This window comes from Mycobacterium sp. (assembly GCF_046330795.1).
Classification (GTDB): Bacteria; Actinomycetota; Actinomycetes; order Mycobacteriales; family Mycobacteriaceae; genus Mycobacterium.
Genome location: NZ_JAXLSA010000001.1, coordinates 1213563 through 1231061 on the forward strand (window position 1 = coordinate 1213563; position 17499 = coordinate 1231061).

Below are 17499 nucleotides of genomic sequence, written 5' to 3' on the forward strand. Positions count from 1 at the left end.
TCACAGTCCCCGGAAGGCCCGGGCCTTGACCCCGCATCCCGCGTCGACTGCGATCTGCTGTCCCGTGACGTACCGGGCCGCATCGGAGGCCAGGAAGAGCACCAGCTCGCTGATGTCCTCGGGCTCCACGAATGGGATCGGCATGGCCTGCAGCACCGGGAAGACCAGCTCGGCATCCTCGCGGGTCGGTTCGGTCAGGTCCGGCCGGAACGCCCGGTACATCGGCGGGCTGTGCAGCATGTCGGTGTTGACGTTGGTGGGATGGACGGCGTTGACGCGGATGTTCTTCGGCGCCATCTGCAGCGCCAGATCGTTGACATAGTGTGCGACAACCTGTTTGGCGAACCCGTAGCCCGCTCCCCCGGCGCCCGCGTCGATGCCGCCGCTGTTGGCGGCGCTGAGCGCCGCGGCCATCGAGCCGGTGACGACGATCGACGCACCGGGGCCCAGATGTTTGACGCTGCAGTGGACCAGGTTGAGCACGCCCACCAGGTCGACGTCGACGGCGTCCACGAATGCCTCGATGCCCGAACCCGCCGTCAACGGCGCGATGCCCGCGTTGGCGACCACCACGTCGAGACGACCGAGCTCGGCCACCCCGCGGTCGATCGCCGCGGACAATGCCGCCCGATCCCGGACGTCGGCGATCTCCGTGTAGGCGCGCCGGCCTTCCTTCTCCACCAGCCGGGCGGTCTCGTCGAGATCCTCGGGCCGCGACAGCGGGTACTCGTTGGTGTCGATGTCCGCGCAGATGTCCACCGCGATGATGTCGGCACCCTCGGCCGCGAGCAGCTGTGCGTGTGATCGGCCCTGGCCGCGGGCGGCTCCACTGATCAGGACCACCTTGTCGGCTACTCGACCCATGACCGCCCTCTCGGAGTACGTTGTTGCTACCGTATCGCCTACGGTAACTATAGTTCCTAAAATAACAAAGATACCGATCCAGCCCGCCCGACAGGACGCACAGTGGACTTCTCGTACCCGCCACACGTGGAGCAACTCCGCGGCGAACTGCGCGCATGGCTGGGCGCGAACCTGACCGACGAGATCGTGCGGGCCGGTCGCGGCCGCGACATGTCCGATGCCGAGTTCGAGGTCCGTCGCGCCTGGGATGCCACGGTGGCCGACGCGGGCTGGGGGGCGATGTCCTGGCCGCAGGAATACGGCGGACGTGGGGCGTCGGCACTCGAACAGCTGGTGCACGCCGAGGAGATCACCCGGGCCCGGACTCCGTTGCCGCTGAACGTGATCGGGATCAACAACATCGGCCCGGCGATCATGCAGTACGGCACCGAAGCCCAGAAGCGTGAGCTGCTGCCGCGGATGGTCCGTGCCGACGACATCTGGTGCCAGGGCATGTCGGAGCCCGAGGCCGGGTCCGACCTGGCGTCGCTGCGCACCAGGGCAGTGCGGGAAGGCGACCACTTCATCGTCAACGGCCAGAAGGTCTGGACCTCACTGGGCCACCGGGCCGACTGGTGCCAACTCTATGTCCGCACCGACCCGGACGTCCCGAAGCACAAGGGCATCTCCTGCCTGATCGTCGACATGCGCCTGCCCGGCATCGAGGCCCGTCCCCTGCTGACCCTCAACGGTGCGGCCGATTTCGCGGAGGTGTTCCTGCACGAAGTCCGCGTTCCGGCGGACGCCCTGCTGGGTCCGCTCGACGGCGGCTGGCAGGTCGCTACCACTACGCTGAGCCATGAACGTGCCGGAGCGGCAAGGCTTTACGCCGCCCAGCAGCTACAGTTGGCCGACCTGGTCGCCGATCTGGCCGGGCACCGGATCGATGGGCGTCCCGCGCTCGAGGACACCGCGACGTTACGCCGACTCGGTGAGCTCGCCGTGCAGGTCGACTACCTGGAGCTGCTCTGCAAGCGTTCGATCTCGGCGGCCATCCACGGCGGCGACGCACTCGGCTCGTCCAGCCTGGCCAAGAGCGTGTGGGCCGAGGTCGGTCAGGCGATGGCCGAGTTCGCCTTCGACGTCCTGGGCCCGCGGCAGGTGACCGACCGATGGAGCCGGCAACGCCTGGCCTCGCGATCCCTCACCATCGCCGGTGGCACCACCCAGATCAACAAGGGCGTCACCGCCACCCGGGTGCTGGGGCTGCCGAGAAAATGAGAACCGCAGGCGGACAATGAATCTCGAACTGAGTGCGGAACAGACGCAGCTGCGGGACACGGTGCGGCACTGGTGCGCCGAGCGGGCCGGCATCGCCGAGCACGTCCGCCCGCTGCTCGACGACCCGACCGGCACCACCGCAGCGGTGTGGCAGGAGTTGGCGGGGCTGGGCGCCACCGGGGTGCTGGTCGCCGAGGAGCACGGTGGCGCCGGGCTGGGCATGGTGGAGGCCGGCGTCGTCGCCGAAGAACTCGGAGCGGGTCTGCACCCCGGCCCGTGGCTGTCGACCGCTGTCACCGCCCCCCGGACCCTGGCCCGACTGGGGGCCGCGGATCGGGCCTACGTCGACAAGCTGCTCGCCGGGATCGCCGACGGGACCACCATCACGACGGTCGGCCCGTTGCGGGGAGACCGGCCACGCGCCGACGGCGCGACGCTGCACGGCACGATCACCGCGCTGCCGGACGCGGCGGCCAGCGGCGTCCTGCTGGTCCTGGCCGACACGAATGACGAAATCGGTTTGTTCACCGTCGATCCCACCGCGGCCGGCGTCACCGTCTCCCCCCGACCGCACATCGACCCGACGCACAAGTTGTTCGACGTCGAACTGGACGGCGTGGCCGCCCAGCGCCTCGGCACGCTGTCGGCAGCCGATCTCGAAGCGGTCGTGGCCGACGTGCTCATCGTCTCGGGCGCCGACGCGCTCGGGGCCGCGCGGGCCGTGCAGGACTCCGCCGTCGAGTACGCCAAGGTGCGCCGGCAGTTCGGTGCGCCCATCGGCAGCTTCCAGGCTGTCGCCCACCTGTGCGTCGACATGTACGAGACCGTCGAACTCGCCCGCGGCGGGGTGATCCACGCACTCTGGGCCGCCGACGGTGGTGCCCCCGCCGACGCGCGATTGGCCGCGCAGCGAATCCGGGCGTTCGCCGGCCGGCTGGCCACGGTCGGCGACACCGCGATCCAGGTGTTCGGCGGCATCGGTTTCACCTGGGAGCACGACGCGCACCTCTACCTCGAGCGCCTGCTCGGCTTCAGTGCGCTGTTCGGCGCGACCGATCACTATCTGGAGGCCGTCGGCCGACAGCTCGCGGAAGGGAACTGACGTGTCGGAGGTACTTCGCGGTGTGCGCGTCGTCGAACTCGCATCCTGGACCTACGTACCCTCTGCGGGCGCGGCACTGGCGGACTGGGGGGCCGACGTCATCAAGGTGGAGCCGGTCCAGGGCGGTGACCCCGGCCGTGCGCTGGTGGTCGGCGGTTTCACCAAGGAGGCGGCGCGGGCCAAGATCGACTTCATCCTCGAGATCGGCAACCGCGGCAAGCGCAGCATCGCCATCGACGTGAAATCACCCACCGGCCGTGAGTATTTCGGCAAACTCCTCGCCACCGCCGATGTGTTCCTGACCAACTGGCTGCCCGGTCCCCTGGAACGCGCCCGGTTGACCGTCGACGATATTCGCGGGTTCAACCCGAACATCATCATCGCCCGCGGCACGGCCACCGGCGTCCGCGGACCCGACCGCGACCGGGGCGGTTTCGACGCCGCGACGTATCTGTCCCGCGGCGGTGTGTCGTACACGATGACCCCGTTCGGCACCGAGACCCCGGCAGTACAGGGCCCCGGGTTCGGTGACCTGCAGGGCGGGATCACCCTGGCCGGCGGCGTGTGCGCCGCGCTGTTCCACCGGGAACGCACCGGCGAACCGACCATCGTCGACTCCTCGCTGCTGGCGCAGGCCATGTGGACCATCGCGCCGTCCATCTCCGTCGCCGACCTGTTCGACATGGACGGCATCCCCGGCGCCCCGCCCGGTCTGGCGATCAATCCCCTGGTGAACCGGTACCGGACGAAGGACGGCCGCTGGCTGCAACTGGTCTTCCTGCAGCCGGACCGGTTCTGGGCCGGATTCTGCGAGCGGATCGGCGTGCCCGCACTGGCCACCGACCAGCGGTTCGTGCCGTCGAGCAACCTGATCGCCAACGCGGCCGAGGCCACCGCCCTGGTCGGCGAGGCCATCGCCGCACACGACCTGGCGCACTGGCACGATGTGCTCGCCGACGAACCCGGCGTGTGGGCAGCCCTGGCCACCCCCCGCGAAACCCTCAACGACCCGCAGGTCCGGCCCAACGGGTACGTCGTACCCAACGTCGACGATCACGGCAACGAATACCAGATCGTGGCCGCCCCAGTGCAATTCGACGAAACCCCGCCGGCGGCCGCCCGCGCGCCCGAACACGGCCAGCACACCGAGGAGATCCTGCTCGAGCTCGACCTGGACTGGGATGACATCTCGGCGGCCAAGGACGCGGGGGCAATCCTATGAGTGCCGAGCGCCGCGTCCTGAATGCCGTGATCTACGAACGGGAACCGCCGATCGCGCGGATCATCCTCAACCGTCCCGACAAGGCCAACACCAAGGACGCCCAACTGGTCGAGGAGGTCGACGCCTGCCTGCACGAGGCTGACCGGGACCGCGAGATCAAGGTGGTCATCCTCAAGGCCAACGGCAAGGGATTCTGCGGCGGCCATGTGGCCCGCTGGGGTCCCGACGAGAATCCGTACCCCGACTTCGGCGACACCTTCGAGGACCTCTACAAGGGCACCGCCGACCTGTTCCTGTGGCCGACGCTGTATCTGTGGGAGTTCCCCAAGCCGACCATCTCGGCCATCCACGGCTACTGCATGGGCGGCGGGATCTATCTGGGCCTGCTGACCGATTTCTGCGTGGCCTCCGAGGACGCCCAGTTCCAGATGCCGCTGGCGCAGAGCCTGGGCGAACCCGGCGGGCACACCATGATCGAGCCCTGGTTGCTGATGAACTGGCACCGCACCATGGACTGGCTGCTGCTGGCGCCGACGCTGTCGGCGCAGGAGGCCCTGGACTGGGGACTGCTGAACAAGGTGGTGCCGCGGGAGGATCTCGAGTCGACGGTCGAGGACATGGCCCAGCGCATCGCCCAGATCCCCCTGACCACCCTGATGGCCGTGAAGAACAACGTCAAACGGGCCTACGAACTGATGGGGATGCGGGTGCACCTGCAGGTCAGCCACATCCTGACGAATATGGTGGGTGCGGCCACCGACGTTCAGGCGCGCCGGGCCGAGCTGATCCAATCAGGGCTCAAGCCAAGGCATTTCACCGAGCGGGCGGCCGGCGAACAGCCTCCACCGTAGCGGAGCCCACCGGCCGACCCGCGGCGTGCAACGCGGCGACGTAGCCGAAGATCATGGTGTTGGCGATGCTGCCGCCGGCGCCCAGGTACGTGCGGCCCATCACCGTCGCGGTGATGTTGCCCGTGGCGTACAGCCCGTCGATCACCTTGCCCTGCTGATCGAGCACCTGGGCGAACTCGTCGGTGATCAGGCCGCCGCACGTCCCCACGTCACCCGGGAACACCCGGGTGGCGTAGAACGGCGCCCGGTCCAGCGGCCCGAGCGCGGCGTTCGGCCGGTATCCGGGATCGCCCAGGCAGGCGTTGTACGCCGACTGGCCCCGGCCGAAGTCGGGGTCGAGCCCGCGCGCCGCGAATTCGTTGAACCGCGCCACCGTACGCTCCAATTCGGTTGCCGGAACTCCGATCTGGCCCGCCAGCTCGGCCACCGTCCCGGCACGCTTCACCGGCCCCTTACCGGTCCCGGGGTCGATCAGCGACTCCGGCAGGCGGCGCTTCCTCAGCGGGTTGGCACCGGAGACGTACCGGCGCAGGTAGCCCTCGTCGAAGATCTGCCAGCACGGCACCGCGTGATCGGCGTACATGGCCTTGCCGACCTCGACGTACGAGTTGGACTCGTTGCAGAACCGCCTGCCGTTGCCGTCGACGTAGATGGCGCCGGGCCGCTGCCGCCCCGAACCGATCGACACCGCCACCGGGTCGTTGATGAACGCCATCGGCAACCACCAGGCCTCGTCGAGCAGGTCGGTTGCCGCACCGAGGTCCATGGCCGTCTGCAGCACCTCACCGGTGTCGCCCGCATTGGCGATGGACCACTTGGCCTCGTTGGGCTGATCGCCGCTGTAGCACCGCCGCATCTCGGGATTGCGGCCGAAACCGCCGGCGGCCAACAGCACGCCCCGGCGGGCCCGCACGTTCAGCGCCCGGCCGTCGCGCAGCACCCGCGCGCCGACGACTCGGTCATCCTCGACGATCAGGTCGTCCATCGCCGAGTCGAGCCAGATCGGTGGCTTACCAACAGCTTTGCCGTCGGGCCTCATGCTCGCGGAACTACTCCGCTCGCCGAACCCGCCGGCGGAGTTCATCAGGGCGCACAGGATCTGTCCGATCAGCGACGCGCCGTTGGTCAACACCTCCCGGCGGCGGGCCCGGGCCAGGAGCGTGCGGGCGAACACCCGGGTGGCGACGGCGAAGGCGCGGGCCGACCGGTTGAAGTACTGCACCGACCGCAGTTCGTTGGTGGCCAGCACGAACCCGTAGTTCTTGGCCATGGCCGGCTGGAGCTTGTCGCTCCAGACGCCGAGCGCGGCCGCGTCGAAGGGCACGCCCTCGACGGCGCGGCCCGCGACGTTGCCGCCGGGATGATTCGGGTAGTAGTCGGCCCACCCCGGGCAGCGCACCAGCCGAACGCCCATGCGCTGCAGGAAGGTGATCATCTCCGAACCGGCGGCCAGGAACATCTCCCGGCGCGCGGGTGACGACCCCGGCCCGCCGTGCTCGCCGACCACGGCGTCGAAGTAGGCCAATGCCTCCTCGCGCGAGTCCGCGATCCCGGCCGACCGCATGAGCGGGTTGTCGGGCAACCAGATCATGCCGCCGGACAGTCCCGTGGAGCCGCCGAGCAGACCCTGCTTCTCGATCACCAACGGTTGCAGGCCCGCATCGACCGCGGCCAGCGCGGCGACCATCCCGCCACCGCCGCTGCCCGCGATCAGCAGGTCGACGGATTCGTCCCAGTCGGTCATGTCGGGGCGTCCGTCCCGACCCGGACGCCCGGGCCCAGATCGGCGATCGGGACATCGATGGTGGTGTTGGTCTGCTGGATGGCCGGCACCAGCCGGTCGGCCGGAACCCCGGCCAGGAACCCGTCGATCACCCGCTCGAAGTTGGAGATCAGACCCTCCACCCGTTCGGAGAGCCGCATGAACTCGAAGCCGCGGGCGTGCAGCCCCCGCTGCTGCCGGGGCAGGTTGGAGAAATCCTGCGCCGGGATCATCGGCCAACTCGGGTCGTCGGGCGGCAGCGGTACCGGCGGGATGGGCCGCCCCGGCGAGCGGTCGCCCGGGAACCGGGTCAGCGACCAGATCTCGAACAACGTGCTCTCGGGGCCCAGTGGGCGGATCCGGTACGACGACGCGCTGCTGTACTGCGGCAGCAGGAAGTAGTGCGGGAAGCCGAACCCGATCGGGTCGATGACCTTGCGGCGGTCCAGGTCGTTGAGGTCGGGGAAGTCGCATCCGCGGGCCCGGTGCCATGCCGTGACGGCGTCGTTGACGGCGACCTGCCAGGCCTTCATCGCCTCCCTCGGATCATCGGGCAGTGAGAGATGTTGCAGCCCTTCGGCAATCCGCACATCGTTCTCGTGGGTCATGCCGCCCATCCCGGAGCCCAGGGTGCGCATGTAGTGCAGGCTGGTCTCGATCACCGGATGCACCCCGGTGCGTTCGGCGGCGCGCGTCATCAATTGTGGATGCGTCTGCGGCACGTGGTAGCCCTCCATGAAGGCGGCCGCGGCGAGCTTCCAGTTCACCGGCAGCACGCAGGACTTCCACCATTCGGTGCGCAGCGCGCCGACGTTCCACTCGTCATGTCTGGACGCGAACGGTTCGAGTTGGTCGCGCAGGGGCGGCGCATCGTCGTCCAGATTGATCCACGCACACCCGCCCCACAGTTCACATCGGACGGGTGTCAGGCGCAGGTCACCGGCATCCAGGTTGGCCTCGCCGAACAGTTCCGGACGCAGCACGAAGGTGTTCGTACCGTCGAGGTCCCAGCACCAGCCGTGGAACGGGCACACGAACGAGCGTCGCGAGCCCTGGCCCTCGACGAGCTTCATCCCGCGGTGCCGACAGGAATTGTGGTATGCGCGAACATGATCGGCGTCCACCCGGACCACGATGACCGACTGATCCAGGATCTCGTATTCGACGAAGTCGCCGGGGTTGGGCAGTTCCTCCAACCGGCACGCCATCTGCCACACCCGCGGCCACAGCAGCTCGGCCTCGAGCGCGTAGAACTCCGGATCGTAATAGCGCTGCTTGGGTATCCGGTCGGCCGTGCGGACCGCCCACGGCACGGCGCGCGGAGTCGGGTGGTCGGGGTGCGCGCGACTGACCAACGGGGCGATCCTTCCGGCTCGACACTGAGCACCTGCAGATGCCGGTATCTTAGCAATAATAGCTATTTTTGTCCTGGGCCGATGCGGACCAATACCGTGACATTTCGGTCGGAACTTGTAACACTGGCAGGGCTGCCCGCCGACTGCCCCGAACGGAGGACCTTGAGTACCCAGAGGGCCTTTGACCCCGATGTCGTACACGCCAAATATCGTGCCGAGCGCGATCGACGGCTGGTCGCCGGCCGGACCGCGCTGCGCGACATGGCCCACGACCGGAAGGTCGCCGACTACCTCACCGATCCGTTCACCCCGTACACCGAACGTCCACCGGTCATCGACGATCCCGATGTGGTGATCCTCGGTGGCGGCATCGCCGGCCTGCTGGCCGGCGCGCAGCTGCGCCGGGCCGGCGTCCAGCGGATCCGGATCGTCGACCATGCCGGCGGCGTCGGCGGAACGTGGTACTGGAACCGGTATCCGGGCGTGATGTGCGACGTCGAGTCCTACCAGTACCTGCCGCTGCTCGAAGAGCTCGACTACCTGCCCACCGAACGGTACGCGTCCGGCGAGGAGATCCGCCTGCATCTGCAGGCCGTCGCCGACCGGTTCGACCTGGTGTCCGACGCGCTGTTCCACACCGGGGTCACCCGCGCCGTGTGGGACGAGGGCGCCGGCCGCTGGACGGTGCACACCGATCGCGGCGATCAGCTGTCCTGCCGGTACTACATCCTGGCGGTCGGAATCCTCAATCTGCTGAAACTGCCGGCGATTCCGGGGATGGACGACTTCGCGGGCCGGGCGTTCCACACCGCCCGCTGGGACTACGCCCACACCGGCGGCGGCCCCGGCCAACCGATGACGAACCTGGGCGACAAGGCGGTCGCCCTGATCGGGACGGGCGCCAGCGGCCTGCAGTGCCTGCCGCCGCTGGCCCGCGACGCCAAGCACGTCTACGTGTTCCAGCGCACCCCGTCGGCCATCGGTGTGCGCGGCAACCGCCGGACCGATCCCGACTTCGGCGCGAGCCTGCAGCCCGGTTGGCAGAAGGCCCGGATGGACAATTTCCAGGCCATCATGCTCGGCAAGCAGGTCGACGCCGACCTGACCGACGACGGCTGGACGCACCACTACGCCGCGGTCCAGAACCCGCCGCGGCGAGACAAGGACGGCCAGGCTCTGGCCATTGCGGAGTTCATGCGGAACGCCGAGGAACTCGACTACGCGATCATGGAGGAGCACCGCCGCCGCGTCGACGAACTGGTGAGCGACCCCGCGGTCGCGGCGATCCTCAAGCCCTACTACCGGTACCTGTGCAAGCGACCCTGCTTCCACGACGAGTACTACGGCGCGTTCAACTCGCCCAACGTGACGCTGGTGGACTGCCCGGCCGGGATCGATCGGATCACCGCCGCGGGGCCCGTCGTCGGGGGCACGCAGTACGAGGTCGACTGCATCGTCTACGGCACCGGCTTCGAGGCCGAGGTCACCCCGCTGCAGCGTCGCGCCGGGCATGAGATCGTGGGCCGCGGCGGCGTCACACTGGCCGAGAAATGGGCGGACGGCGCGGCCAGCCTCTTCGGCATGACCAGCAGCGGCTTCCCGAACATGTTCGTGATGCCCGCGCCGGGACAACAGTCCGTGGTCACCGTGAACTACACCCAGATCGCGGTGCTGGGAGCCGAATTCGTCGCCGGCACCATCGCGGCGCTCGAGGACAAGGGCGTCCGGGTCTTCGATGTCGACGCCGGTGCGGAGGCCGACTGGATCCAGCAGATCGTCGACACGTACGTCGACCCCAGTGCCGTCATGTCCGCCTGCACACCGTCGCGGCTCAACAACGAGGGCGACCCCGGCGCCATCCGCGCCCGCGACACCAACTACGGCCGCGGGTTCGGCGACTACTTCGGTTACCGCGATCTGCTCGAAAAGTGGCTCGCCTCAGGCGAATTCGAAGGGCTAACCCTGCAATGAACGACCGGCAGCGGGTTGCCGTGGTCACCGGTGGTGGCGGCGGCATCGGTGCCGCGATCGCCGAATCACTCGGCCGGACCGGAACTTTCGTCGTCACGGTCGACCCGCTGGTCTCGGTCGACGGGTCCGAGCGGCTGCCCGAGCCCGAGCAGACCACCGCCGGCCGGATCGTGGCGGCCGGCGGCCGGGCGCGCGCATCCGGGACGTCGGTCACCGACGGCGCCGGCGTGCGCCGACTCTTCACCGACCTCGCCGACGAATTCGGCGGACTCGACGCCGTGGTCAACATCGCCGGCATCACGCGGCCCACCAGTTTCGGGAAGGGCTCGGACGACGACTGGCGCGACATTCTGTCCGTGCACCTCGACGGCTACCTGAACGTGCTCACCGCGGCCCTGCCGCTGATGGCCGCGGCCGGTCACGGCCATATCCTCGGCGTCACGTCGGGATCGGGGTGGCGCTCGGCCGACGCCGGTGCCTACGGCTGCGCGAAACGCGCGGTGGCGGCACTGACATGGCAACTGGGCCGGCATGCGCCGCCCGGGGTGGTCGTCAACGCCATCTCCCCCATCGCCGCCACCCGCATGGTGACGGCGGCGCTGGGCCGCGCACCGGTGCGCGCACAGGGTCCGGCCGGGCCGGCGACCGGCGGGCTGTCCCTGGACGCGATGCCCGCCCCCGAGGACCTCGGTCCGCTCGGTGCCCACTTGGTCGGCAGCTCATTCGCGGCGTGCCGCGGACGGGTGCTCTTCGGCGGCGGGTCGGAGGTCGCCGTCGTCGACGAGCCCCGGCTGCTGGAGGTGATCCGCGGCGATGACGTCGCCTCACCGGCTCATGTGCTGGAGTCCACCACCTCGGCGCTGAGCGGCGTCGAGGCCCGCCAGGCGACCGGGGGCGGGAGCAATGCCCGGTTCGGCAGGCTCTTCGACGCGAAACCTGATGCGGCCCTGCCGGACCCGGCGATCCGGCGCTGTGTCATCGCGACCGACCGCGCAGATTTCTCCGCCGCGCTCGGCTCGGCCCTGGCGGCCCGCGGCGTCACCGCGCAGGTCGTCGCCTCCCCCGCCGAACTGGCCGCCCTGGACGCACCCGATGCGGTGGTGGTCGCCCTGACGGGCTCGTCGGCAGCCGGCGCGGCGGGCACGGAGTGGGAGCGCATTCTGGCCGAACACGACGGACTCGCCGAGAAGATCCATGCTGACGCCACCTGGACCCGGACCGTCACCGACCTGGCCAGGTCGGCGGACCGGGCGCTACGCCTGGTGACGGTGACCGCGGCCGGGTCCGCCGGTGGGCGCAGCCGCGCGCAGGCCGCGGCGCAACTGGCCCGGGCCGGCCGCCGGGCGACCGGGGATCTGGTCACCCCGTTCGCCGTCAGCACGGAAACCGACTGTCTGCCAATAGAACTCGTCAGACATCTGGTGTGCAGCCCCGCGGCGGCCGATCTGGCCGGTGCCGAACTGGTGGCCGGTTCCGGGTGGTTCGGGCTGCGCGCCCACCCCCACCCCATCGGCAGCATCAGCTTCGGCGGACCGGCCATACCGGCCTGGTTCGACGATGTGCTCACGGAAATGGTTGCACCGCAATGACGTCGAGCAGCGCAGCCCGGCCGTCGCGGGTGGTGGATGCCCACGTGCACCTGTGGGATCCCGCCCGCACCGACTGGTATCCCTACCTGTCCAGCGGCCAGGCGGGCCTGAACATGGGTGACGTGACGGGCATGTCCCGCCGGTTCGACGTCCCCACCTACCGGTCGGAGGCCGCGGGCTGGAACGTCGAGAAGCTGGTGAACGTGGCCGCCGCGACGGGCCGGCACTCCGTCGAGGAGACCCTCGAGCTCGATGGGCGAGCCGCGACCGACGGACATCCCGATGCCATCATCGGCGGGCTGCCACCGGGATCGACGGCGGACGTGATCGCGGCCATCGACCGCCAGTGTGCGGCCGCCCGCTTCCGCGGCGTCCGGCCGATGGGCGCCGCGGAGGCCGGTCTGCCCGCCCCCGACATCCTGCGCGCGCTGCAGGACCGCGGGCTGGTGTTCGAACTGATGGCGCACCCCGATCAGCTGGTCGAGGCCGCCGGCGGCCTCGAAGGGCACCCCGACCTGGTTGTCGTCGTCGAACACACCGGCTGGCCGCGCAACGACGGTGCCGATGAACAGGAACTCTGGCGTCACGGTATCGATGCGCTCGCCGGCGTCGGGGAGAACGTGCTGTGCAAGCTCTCCGGCCTGGCCATGCCCCTGCACTCGATGGCGGCCGACGTGCTGGCGCCGTGGGTGGAGTACGCGATGGAGGCGTTCGGCGTCGACCGCTGCCTGTTCGCCAGCAACTTTCCGGTCGACGGCCTGCACGGCAGCTTCGACCAGCTGTACACCGCGTACGCGGACATCACCGCCGGCCTCGACGACGACGTCCGCGACAAGCTCTTCGCCGCCAACGCCGAGCGCGTCTACCGACTGTCGGAGAACTGACCCATGAGGACCGCATCCGCCGTCGCACCGGCAGTGGCGCTGGGGCTGCTGTGTGCCGCCGTCACCGCGGCACCCGCAGCCTCCGCCGCCGGGATGAGCATCGGCAACTACCAGGTCCACAGCGACCGCTGGAACGACGTCGCCTGGGTCTGGCTGGTGAACCATTCCTGCGGCGGCGGCGATCCGCGTTGCGGCACCCCGTTCTCCGATCCAACGGTGACCACACCGACCGACGACCTCAGCGTCACCGCCGTGCCACGGCCCAGCCGCAACGGCACGACATTCCAGAACACCGCGTACTACGCCGACGGCCGGTACACGTTGAGCGTCGACGTGGTCGACGGCGTCCGCTGCTTCGGCCAGGCGCTGCCGTCGCACGATGTCTACTCCTGGGACGCCATGTCGCTGCAGGGCACGGTCACGTCGACGTTCGAGACGGGCTGTTTCGGCGCCCCGGGCGGTACCAACGTGTTCAACTTCGCATTGGAGCCGATGTGAAGGAGCGGCACATGCGTAGCGGCATGACGACACTGGGGACCACCGTCGCCGCGGTGGCGCTCGCGACCGCCGCCGGCGCCCCGGTGGCCGGCGCCCAGTTCGACGAATACGCGATGAACGGCACCTTCTCGGTCGTGTCGAACGGCGAATGGGCCCAGATGAACGAGCGCTACCAGGACCAGCCGACGGTGCGCAGCACGTGGACGGTGGACACCGTGTGCTCATCGGCCCTGGCCTGCTCCGGCACGGTGACCAGCAGCCTGGGCTGGACCGCGAACATATACACCGTCAACGGCGGCATGTGGTACGTCAAACACGATGTCCCCGAATGGATTCCGTGCGACGACGGCACCCGGGCCCCGGGTCTGCAGGTGTACTCGTTCTATTCCGCCGCACCCGACGGCACGTCGCAGCGGTTCTCCGACCTGTGGCTCGGCAAGGACGAGACCACCGGCGCCAGCGGGAACTGCGGCCGAAACCTGCCGCTGGTGCTGACGATGCCGGTGAAGATCAGCCGGACCGGCTGAGTCAGATCCGGATGGGCGGGCCCAGTTCGTCGAAGGCCTGCGCCCACCCCAGCAACCGATCGGTGGCCGAGGTCAGCTCGCTCCGGTAGTGATGCTGCGGCAGCGGTACCGGCGCTCCTCCGGTGCCATTGGCGGCCGAGACCAGATGCGCTGCGGCAGTGACCATTTCGTTGTACTGCCGAACCCCGGCCGACAGCTGCGCGGTGAACGCGTTGATGGTGGGGGCCAGATGTGCGCGCGCCTGCGGCGAGGCGCCCGCCGCGCGTTCCATGGACACCACTTCGTCGGCGGTCGCGGCCATGGCCGCCGCCGACCGGTGCGCCGCCGCGCCGACCTCACCGACCTCGTCGGCCGGGAGCAACTCGCCGCGCTCGATCACCCCGATCAACGACACCAGTCCGCGCTCGGAGGCGCCCAGCGCGGACATCGCCGGCCGCGCGGCCGACCCGGGTGGCGGGAGCCGGCGGCCGCTGGTCACCCGCTCGTGCGGCAGCGGCTCGGCCCGCAGCCAGCGGTAACGCAGGAACAGCAGCGCGGCCGGGAAAGCCGCGCCCGCACCGATCAGCCCGGTGATCAGCAGCGCCCAGACCGGGGTGTTCCAGGTGGCCAGCAGGCCGGTCACCAGTACCCAGAAGACGGTCGCGAAGCCGAAGAACCCGGCCAGCCGCAGCGCCCACCTACGTTTGCGCAGCAGCCGGGCCCGCGGGTCCGCCGCGGCCGCCAGGCGGCTGGCCACCACGTCGACCGCGGCACTGGCCGCGTCGACGCCGCGCTGCAGCGCACCTCGGCGGGCGGCGCGGGCCGCGGACCTGACTGCTGACATGGGACTCCCTCGGACCTACTGGCTCAGCGGCTCGTCGGGCGCGGCCGTGACCTCGGGAGCCGCCGCGGCCGGGGTGACCGTGGCGCCGCCGGCCGGCAGCGCGTCCCCGCGCATCGAGGCCTTGATCTGCTCGAGGCGGTCGTGGCCGGCCATCTGCACGCTGGCCTGCTGGACCTCGAGCATGCGGCCCTGCACCGAGTTCTGTGCCAGCTCGGCCGAGCCCATCGCATTGGCGTAACGGCGCTCGATCTTGTCGCGGATCTCTTCCAGGCTCGGGGTGTTCCCCGGTGCCGCGATCTCGCTCATCGACCGGAGCGAGGCGCTGACCTGTTCCTGCATCTTGGCCTGCTCGAGCTGGGACAGCAGCTTGGTGCGCTCGGCGATCTTCTGCTGCAGCATCATGGCGTTCTGTTCGACCGCCTTCTTGGCCTGTTCGGCGGCCTGCAGCGCCTGATCGTGCAGCGTCTTGAGATCCTCGACGCTCTGCTCGGCGGTGACCAGCTGGGCGGCGAACGCCTCGGCGGCGTTGTTGTAGTCGGTGGCCTTGGCCGCATCGCCGGCGGCGGTGGCCTGGTCGGCCAGCGTGAGTGCCTGGCGCACGTTGGCCTGCAGCTTCTCGATGTCGGCGAGCTGACGGTTCAACCGCATCTCGAGCTGACGCTGGTTACCGATGACCTGCGCCGCCTGCTGGCTGAGCGCCTGATGCTGGCGCTGCGCGTCCTCGATGGCCTGCTGGATCTGGATCTTCGGGTCGGCGTTCTCGTCGATCTTGGAGTTGAACAGCGCCATCAGGTAGCGCCATGCCTTGACGAACGGGTTGGCCATGAGTTGATTCCGCCTTACGTCGTTGAAGTCCCTGTTGATGTCTCGGTCTTGTCCGTGCGTGGCACGTGCCGCCGCCCAATTTATCGGGCCGCCTCCGGATGTACACCCGGTCCGGGCCGGAGACCGAGATTTCCCTAGGCGACCGCCATCGCGGTGACCGGCGGGATGACGACCTTGGTGCTCATGTCGATGTTGGCGGTGCCCACGGCCTGCTTCTGGCCGACGGGCTGTTCGGCACGGGCCAGTTGGCCACCGGCGTCGATCAGCACCCGGGACAGCGGGATGTCCAGGGCTCCGCAGATCGAGCCGAGCAGCTCGCTGGACGGTTCCTTGCGGCCACGTTCGACCTCGGAGAGGTAACCCAGGCTCACGCGCGCCGAATCGGACACTTCGCGCAGTGTGCGGCCCTGGTCGATGCGGGCGCGGCGCAGGACGTCACCGATCACCTCGCGCATCAGTACCGTCATCGGTTCTCCTTTGGAATGTCGCGAAAGCTCGTGTTGAGTGTCAACGTCACCGGGCCGTCGGAAGGTTCCCGAACCCCGCGGGTCACTCTGCCGGGCGGGAGTTCCGGATCGCCGACACCACGTAGTCGATCCCGGTCAGCACGGTCAGCACGACGGCCATCCACATGATCACCCAGGCCACGGTGTGCCACCCGCCCGTCAGCGGCAGGATGAACAACCCGATCGCCACGGCCTGGACCAGGGTCTTGAGCTTGCCGCCGCGGCTGGCCGGGATGACACCGCGGCGCAGCACCGCGAACCGCAGCACCGTCACGCCGACCTCACGAACCAGGATCAGCACCGTCACCCACCACGGCAGGTCGCCGAGGATCGACAACCCGATCAGGGCCGCGCCCACCAGCGCCTTGTCGGCGATCGGGTCGGCGAGCTTGCCGAACTCGGTCACCTCGCCACGGCGGCGGGCCAACTGGCCGTCGACCCGGTCGGTGAGGACCGCGACGGCGAAGATGCCGAACGCGACGATGCGGGCCACGTTGTCGTGCCCGCCCCCGGCGAAGAGCGCCACGACGAACACCGGGACCAGCAACATGCGCAACCCGGTGAGCAGATTGGCGATGTTCAGCACGGGTGGATGGGGGGCTGCTGGTTGATGAATATCCGGCCCCGACACCGGGACAGGATAAGCCAGGCGGTGTCCGGCGCCTGCAACCGATACTGTGCTCCCGTGAACGCGGGTGCCCAGGAGCCGACGGTACGACGCGCCCGGACCACGGACGTGCCCGCGATCAAGCGCCTCGTCGACACCTACTCCGGCAAGATTCTGCTGGAGAAGAACCTCGTCACGCTCTACGAGGCGGTCCAGGAGACGTGGGTGGCCGAGCTGGACGGCGAGGTCGTCGGGTGCGGCGCACTGCACGTGCTCTGGTCGGATCTGGGCGAGGTGCGCACCGTCGCGGTGGATCCGGTGGTCAAGGGCCGCGGCATCGGCCATGCCGTCGTCGAACGGCTCATCGAGGTGGCCCGCGATCTCCAGCTGCAGCGGCTGTTCGTGCTGACCTTCGAGACCGAATTCTTCGGCAGCCACGGCTTCACCGAGATCGAGGGCACCCCCGTCACCGCCGAGGTGTACGAGGAGATGTGCCGGTCCTACGACATCGGCGTGGCCGAATTCCTCGACCTGTCATACGTGAAGCCGAACATCCTCGGCAACACCCGGATGTTGCTCGTCCTGTAGTCGTAGGGTCGACGCCATGGCACGCGCGATCGCCATGCTCGCGGCGCTGTTGGGCGCCGGTGTCATGGTCGCCGCACCGGCCGGCGCCACCCCGCAGTGCCGCTTCGGCCCGCAGGCCACCGCCGACTGCCCGAACGGCTGCCCCGACGACCCGGCCGGGCAGGCCGCAACGTGCACCGGACCGCTGTTGGAGCCGATGTGGCCCGAGCCGCTCACCCCGTTCGAGATCGAGCTGGGCGGCGGTTCCGGGAGCGGCGGGATCTGA

General features: G+C 69.5%; 18 protein-coding genes. 11 read left to right on the plus strand and 7 right to left on the minus strand.

From position 1 onward, the window contains the following. Nucleotides 1-864, minus strand: coding sequence for a mycofactocin-coupled SDR family oxidoreductase (locus U0R18_RS05730; RefSeq protein WP_526366789.1), 864 nt, complete (start codon nucleotides 862-864; stop codon nucleotides 1-3). 102 nt (nucleotides 865-966) lie between these two features. Here U0R18_RS05730 and U0R18_RS05735 point away from each other — a divergent pair, with 102 nt between their 5' ends. Genes U0R18_RS05735 through U0R18_RS05750 form a run of 4 tightly spaced genes read left to right on the plus strand, consistent with a single transcriptional unit; the run spans nucleotide 967 to nucleotide 5299 of the window. Next, the gene (locus tag U0R18_RS05735) at nucleotides 967-2124 is read left to right on the plus strand and encodes an acyl-CoA dehydrogenase family protein (RefSeq protein ID WP_526366791.1); all 1158 of its coding nucleotides are present in this window, start codon (nucleotides 967-969) and stop codon (nucleotides 2122-2124) included. A 16-nt stretch (nucleotides 2125-2140) separates the two neighbouring features. Further along, nucleotides 2141-3226: an acyl-CoA dehydrogenase family protein gene (locus tag U0R18_RS05740; protein WP_526366793.1), complete on the plus strand. Its 1086-nt coding sequence runs from the start codon at nucleotides 2141-2143 to the stop codon at nucleotides 3224-3226. A gap of 1 nt (nucleotide 3227) precedes the next feature. Beyond that, nucleotides 3228-4448: a CaiB/BaiF CoA transferase family protein gene (locus U0R18_RS05745; RefSeq protein WP_526366795.1), complete on the plus strand. Its 1221-nt coding sequence runs from the start codon at nucleotides 3228-3230 to the stop codon at nucleotides 4446-4448. Further along, nucleotides 4445-5299, plus strand: a complete 855-nt coding sequence (locus tag U0R18_RS05750; protein WP_526366797.1) for an enoyl-CoA hydratase/isomerase family protein — start codon at nucleotides 4445-4447, stop codon at nucleotides 5297-5299. Before U0R18_RS05745 ends, U0R18_RS05750 begins: the two co-directional genes overlap by 4 nt. Here U0R18_RS05750 and U0R18_RS05755 read toward each other — a convergent pair. Both U0R18_RS05755 and U0R18_RS05760 read right to left on the minus strand, forming a co-directional pair. Further along, a complete protein-coding gene (locus tag U0R18_RS05755; protein ID WP_526366799.1) occupies nucleotides 5262-7043 on the minus strand; it encodes an FAD-dependent oxidoreductase in 1782 nt (593 codons plus the stop codon). The genes U0R18_RS05750 and U0R18_RS05755 overlap by 38 nt on opposite strands. Further along, complete coding sequence (locus U0R18_RS05760) at nucleotides 7040-8416, minus strand: aromatic ring-hydroxylating oxygenase subunit alpha (RefSeq protein ID WP_526366801.1); 1377 nt, start codon at nucleotides 8414-8416, stop codon at nucleotides 7040-7042. The genes U0R18_RS05755 and U0R18_RS05760 overlap by 4 nt, the downstream gene beginning before the upstream one ends. 162 nt (nucleotides 8417-8578) lie before the next feature. On the opposite strand from U0R18_RS05760, the gene U0R18_RS05765 reads away from it, so the two are divergent. From U0R18_RS05765 to U0R18_RS05785, 5 genes are read left to right on the plus strand one after another with little or no spacing between them, the layout of a single operon-like run. Continuing rightward, a complete protein-coding gene (locus U0R18_RS05765) occupies nucleotides 8579-10387 on the plus strand; it encodes a flavin-containing monooxygenase (RefSeq protein ID WP_526366803.1) in 1809 nt (602 codons plus the stop codon). After that, nucleotides 10384-11976 carry an SDR family NAD(P)-dependent oxidoreductase gene (locus U0R18_RS05770; RefSeq protein ID WP_526366805.1) on the plus strand — a complete coding sequence of 531 codons (1593 nt, stop codon included), beginning with the start codon at nucleotides 10384-10386 and terminating at the stop codon, nucleotides 11974-11976. Before U0R18_RS05765 ends, U0R18_RS05770 begins: the two co-directional genes overlap by 4 nt. After that, a complete protein-coding gene (locus tag U0R18_RS05775; protein WP_526366807.1) occupies nucleotides 11973-12860 on the plus strand; it encodes an amidohydrolase family protein in 888 nt (295 codons plus the stop codon). Before U0R18_RS05770 ends, U0R18_RS05775 begins: the two co-directional genes overlap by 4 nt. 3 nt (nucleotides 12861-12863) lie before the next feature. Further along, nucleotides 12864-13358, plus strand: coding sequence for a hypothetical protein (locus U0R18_RS05780; protein ID WP_526366809.1), 495 nt, complete (start codon nucleotides 12864-12866; stop codon nucleotides 13356-13358). Between the two features lie 11 nt (nucleotides 13359-13369). Continuing rightward, nucleotides 13370-13885, plus strand: coding sequence for an Rv2253/PknI dimerization domain-containing protein (locus U0R18_RS05785; RefSeq protein ID WP_526366811.1), 516 nt, complete (start codon nucleotides 13370-13372; stop codon nucleotides 13883-13885). A 1-nt stretch (nucleotide 13886) separates the two neighbouring features. Here the strand turns inward: U0R18_RS05785 and pspM are convergent, their stop codons facing one another. From pspM to pgsA, 4 genes are all read right to left on the minus strand, one after another. After that, nucleotides 13887-14708, minus strand: a complete 822-nt coding sequence (gene pspM, locus U0R18_RS05790; RefSeq protein WP_526366813.1) for a phage shock envelope stress response protein PspM — start codon at nucleotides 14706-14708, stop codon at nucleotides 13887-13889. Between the two features lie 15 nt (nucleotides 14709-14723). Then, a complete protein-coding gene (gene pspA / locus U0R18_RS05795) occupies nucleotides 14724-15533 on the minus strand; it encodes a phage shock protein PspA (protein ID WP_526366815.1) in 810 nt (269 codons plus the stop codon). Between the two features lie 134 nt (nucleotides 15534-15667). Continuing rightward, nucleotides 15668-16000, minus strand: coding sequence for a transcriptional regulator ClgR (gene clgR, locus U0R18_RS05800; protein ID WP_526366817.1), 333 nt, complete (start codon nucleotides 15998-16000; stop codon nucleotides 15668-15670). A gap of 82 nt (nucleotides 16001-16082) precedes the next feature. After that, entirely contained in the window at nucleotides 16083-16589 is a 507-nt protein-coding gene (gene pgsA, locus U0R18_RS05805; protein WP_526367463.1) for a CDP-diacylglycerol--glycerol-3-phosphate 3-phosphatidyltransferase, read from the minus strand. Nucleotides 16590-16724: 135 nt separating this feature from the next. Between pgsA and U0R18_RS05810 the strand changes: the two genes are divergently transcribed. Then, entirely contained in the window at nucleotides 16725-17234 is a 510-nt protein-coding gene (locus U0R18_RS05810; protein ID WP_526366819.1) for an amino-acid N-acetyltransferase, read from the plus strand. 16 nt (nucleotides 17235-17250) lie between these two features. Then, nucleotides 17251-17499, plus strand: coding sequence for a hypothetical protein (locus tag U0R18_RS05815; protein ID WP_526366821.1), 249 nt, complete (start codon nucleotides 17251-17253; stop codon nucleotides 17497-17499).

What these genes read in the sequence shown, in the direction of transcription:
- U0R18_RS05815 (WP_526366821.1), top strand. Translation starts at nt 17,251, where the DNA reads ATGGCACGCGCGATCGCCATGCTCGCGGCGCTGTTGGGCGCCGGTGTC.
- clgR (WP_526366817.1), bottom strand. Translation starts at nt 16,000, where the DNA reads ATGACGGTACTGATGCGCGAGGTGATCGGTGACGTCCTGCGCCGCGCC.
- pspM (WP_526366813.1), bottom strand. Translation starts at nt 14,708, where the DNA reads ATGTCAGCAGTCAGGTCCGCGGCCCGCGCCGCCCGCCGAGGTGCGCTG.
- U0R18_RS05775 (WP_526366807.1), top strand. Translation starts at nt 11,973, where the DNA reads ATGACGTCGAGCAGCGCAGCCCGGCCGTCGCGGGTGGTGGATGCCCAC.
- U0R18_RS05730 (WP_526366789.1), bottom strand. Translation starts at nt 864, where the DNA reads ATGGGTCGAGTAGCCGACAAGGTGGTCCTGATCAGTGGAGCCGCCCGC.
- pgsA (WP_526367463.1), bottom strand. Translation starts at nt 16,589, where the DNA reads ATGTTGCTGGTCCCGGTGTTCGTCGTGGCGCTCTTCGCCGGGGGCGGG.
- U0R18_RS05740 (WP_526366793.1), top strand. Translation starts at nt 2,141, where the DNA reads ATGAATCTCGAACTGAGTGCGGAACAGACGCAGCTGCGGGACACGGTG.
- pspA (WP_526366815.1), bottom strand. Translation starts at nt 15,533, where the DNA reads ATGGCCAACCCGTTCGTCAAGGCATGGCGCTACCTGATGGCGCTGTTC.
- U0R18_RS05750 (WP_526366797.1), top strand. Translation starts at nt 4,445, where the DNA reads ATGAGTGCCGAGCGCCGCGTCCTGAATGCCGTGATCTACGAACGGGAA.
- U0R18_RS05785 (WP_526366811.1), top strand. Translation starts at nt 13,370, where the DNA reads ATGCGTAGCGGCATGACGACACTGGGGACCACCGTCGCCGCGGTGGCG.
- U0R18_RS05780 (WP_526366809.1), top strand. Translation starts at nt 12,864, where the DNA reads ATGAGGACCGCATCCGCCGTCGCACCGGCAGTGGCGCTGGGGCTGCTG.
- U0R18_RS05755 (WP_526366799.1), bottom strand. Translation starts at nt 7,043, where the DNA reads ATGACCGACTGGGACGAATCCGTCGACCTGCTGATCGCGGGCAGCGGC.
- U0R18_RS05770 (WP_526366805.1), top strand. Translation starts at nt 10,384, where the DNA reads ATGAACGACCGGCAGCGGGTTGCCGTGGTCACCGGTGGTGGCGGCGGC.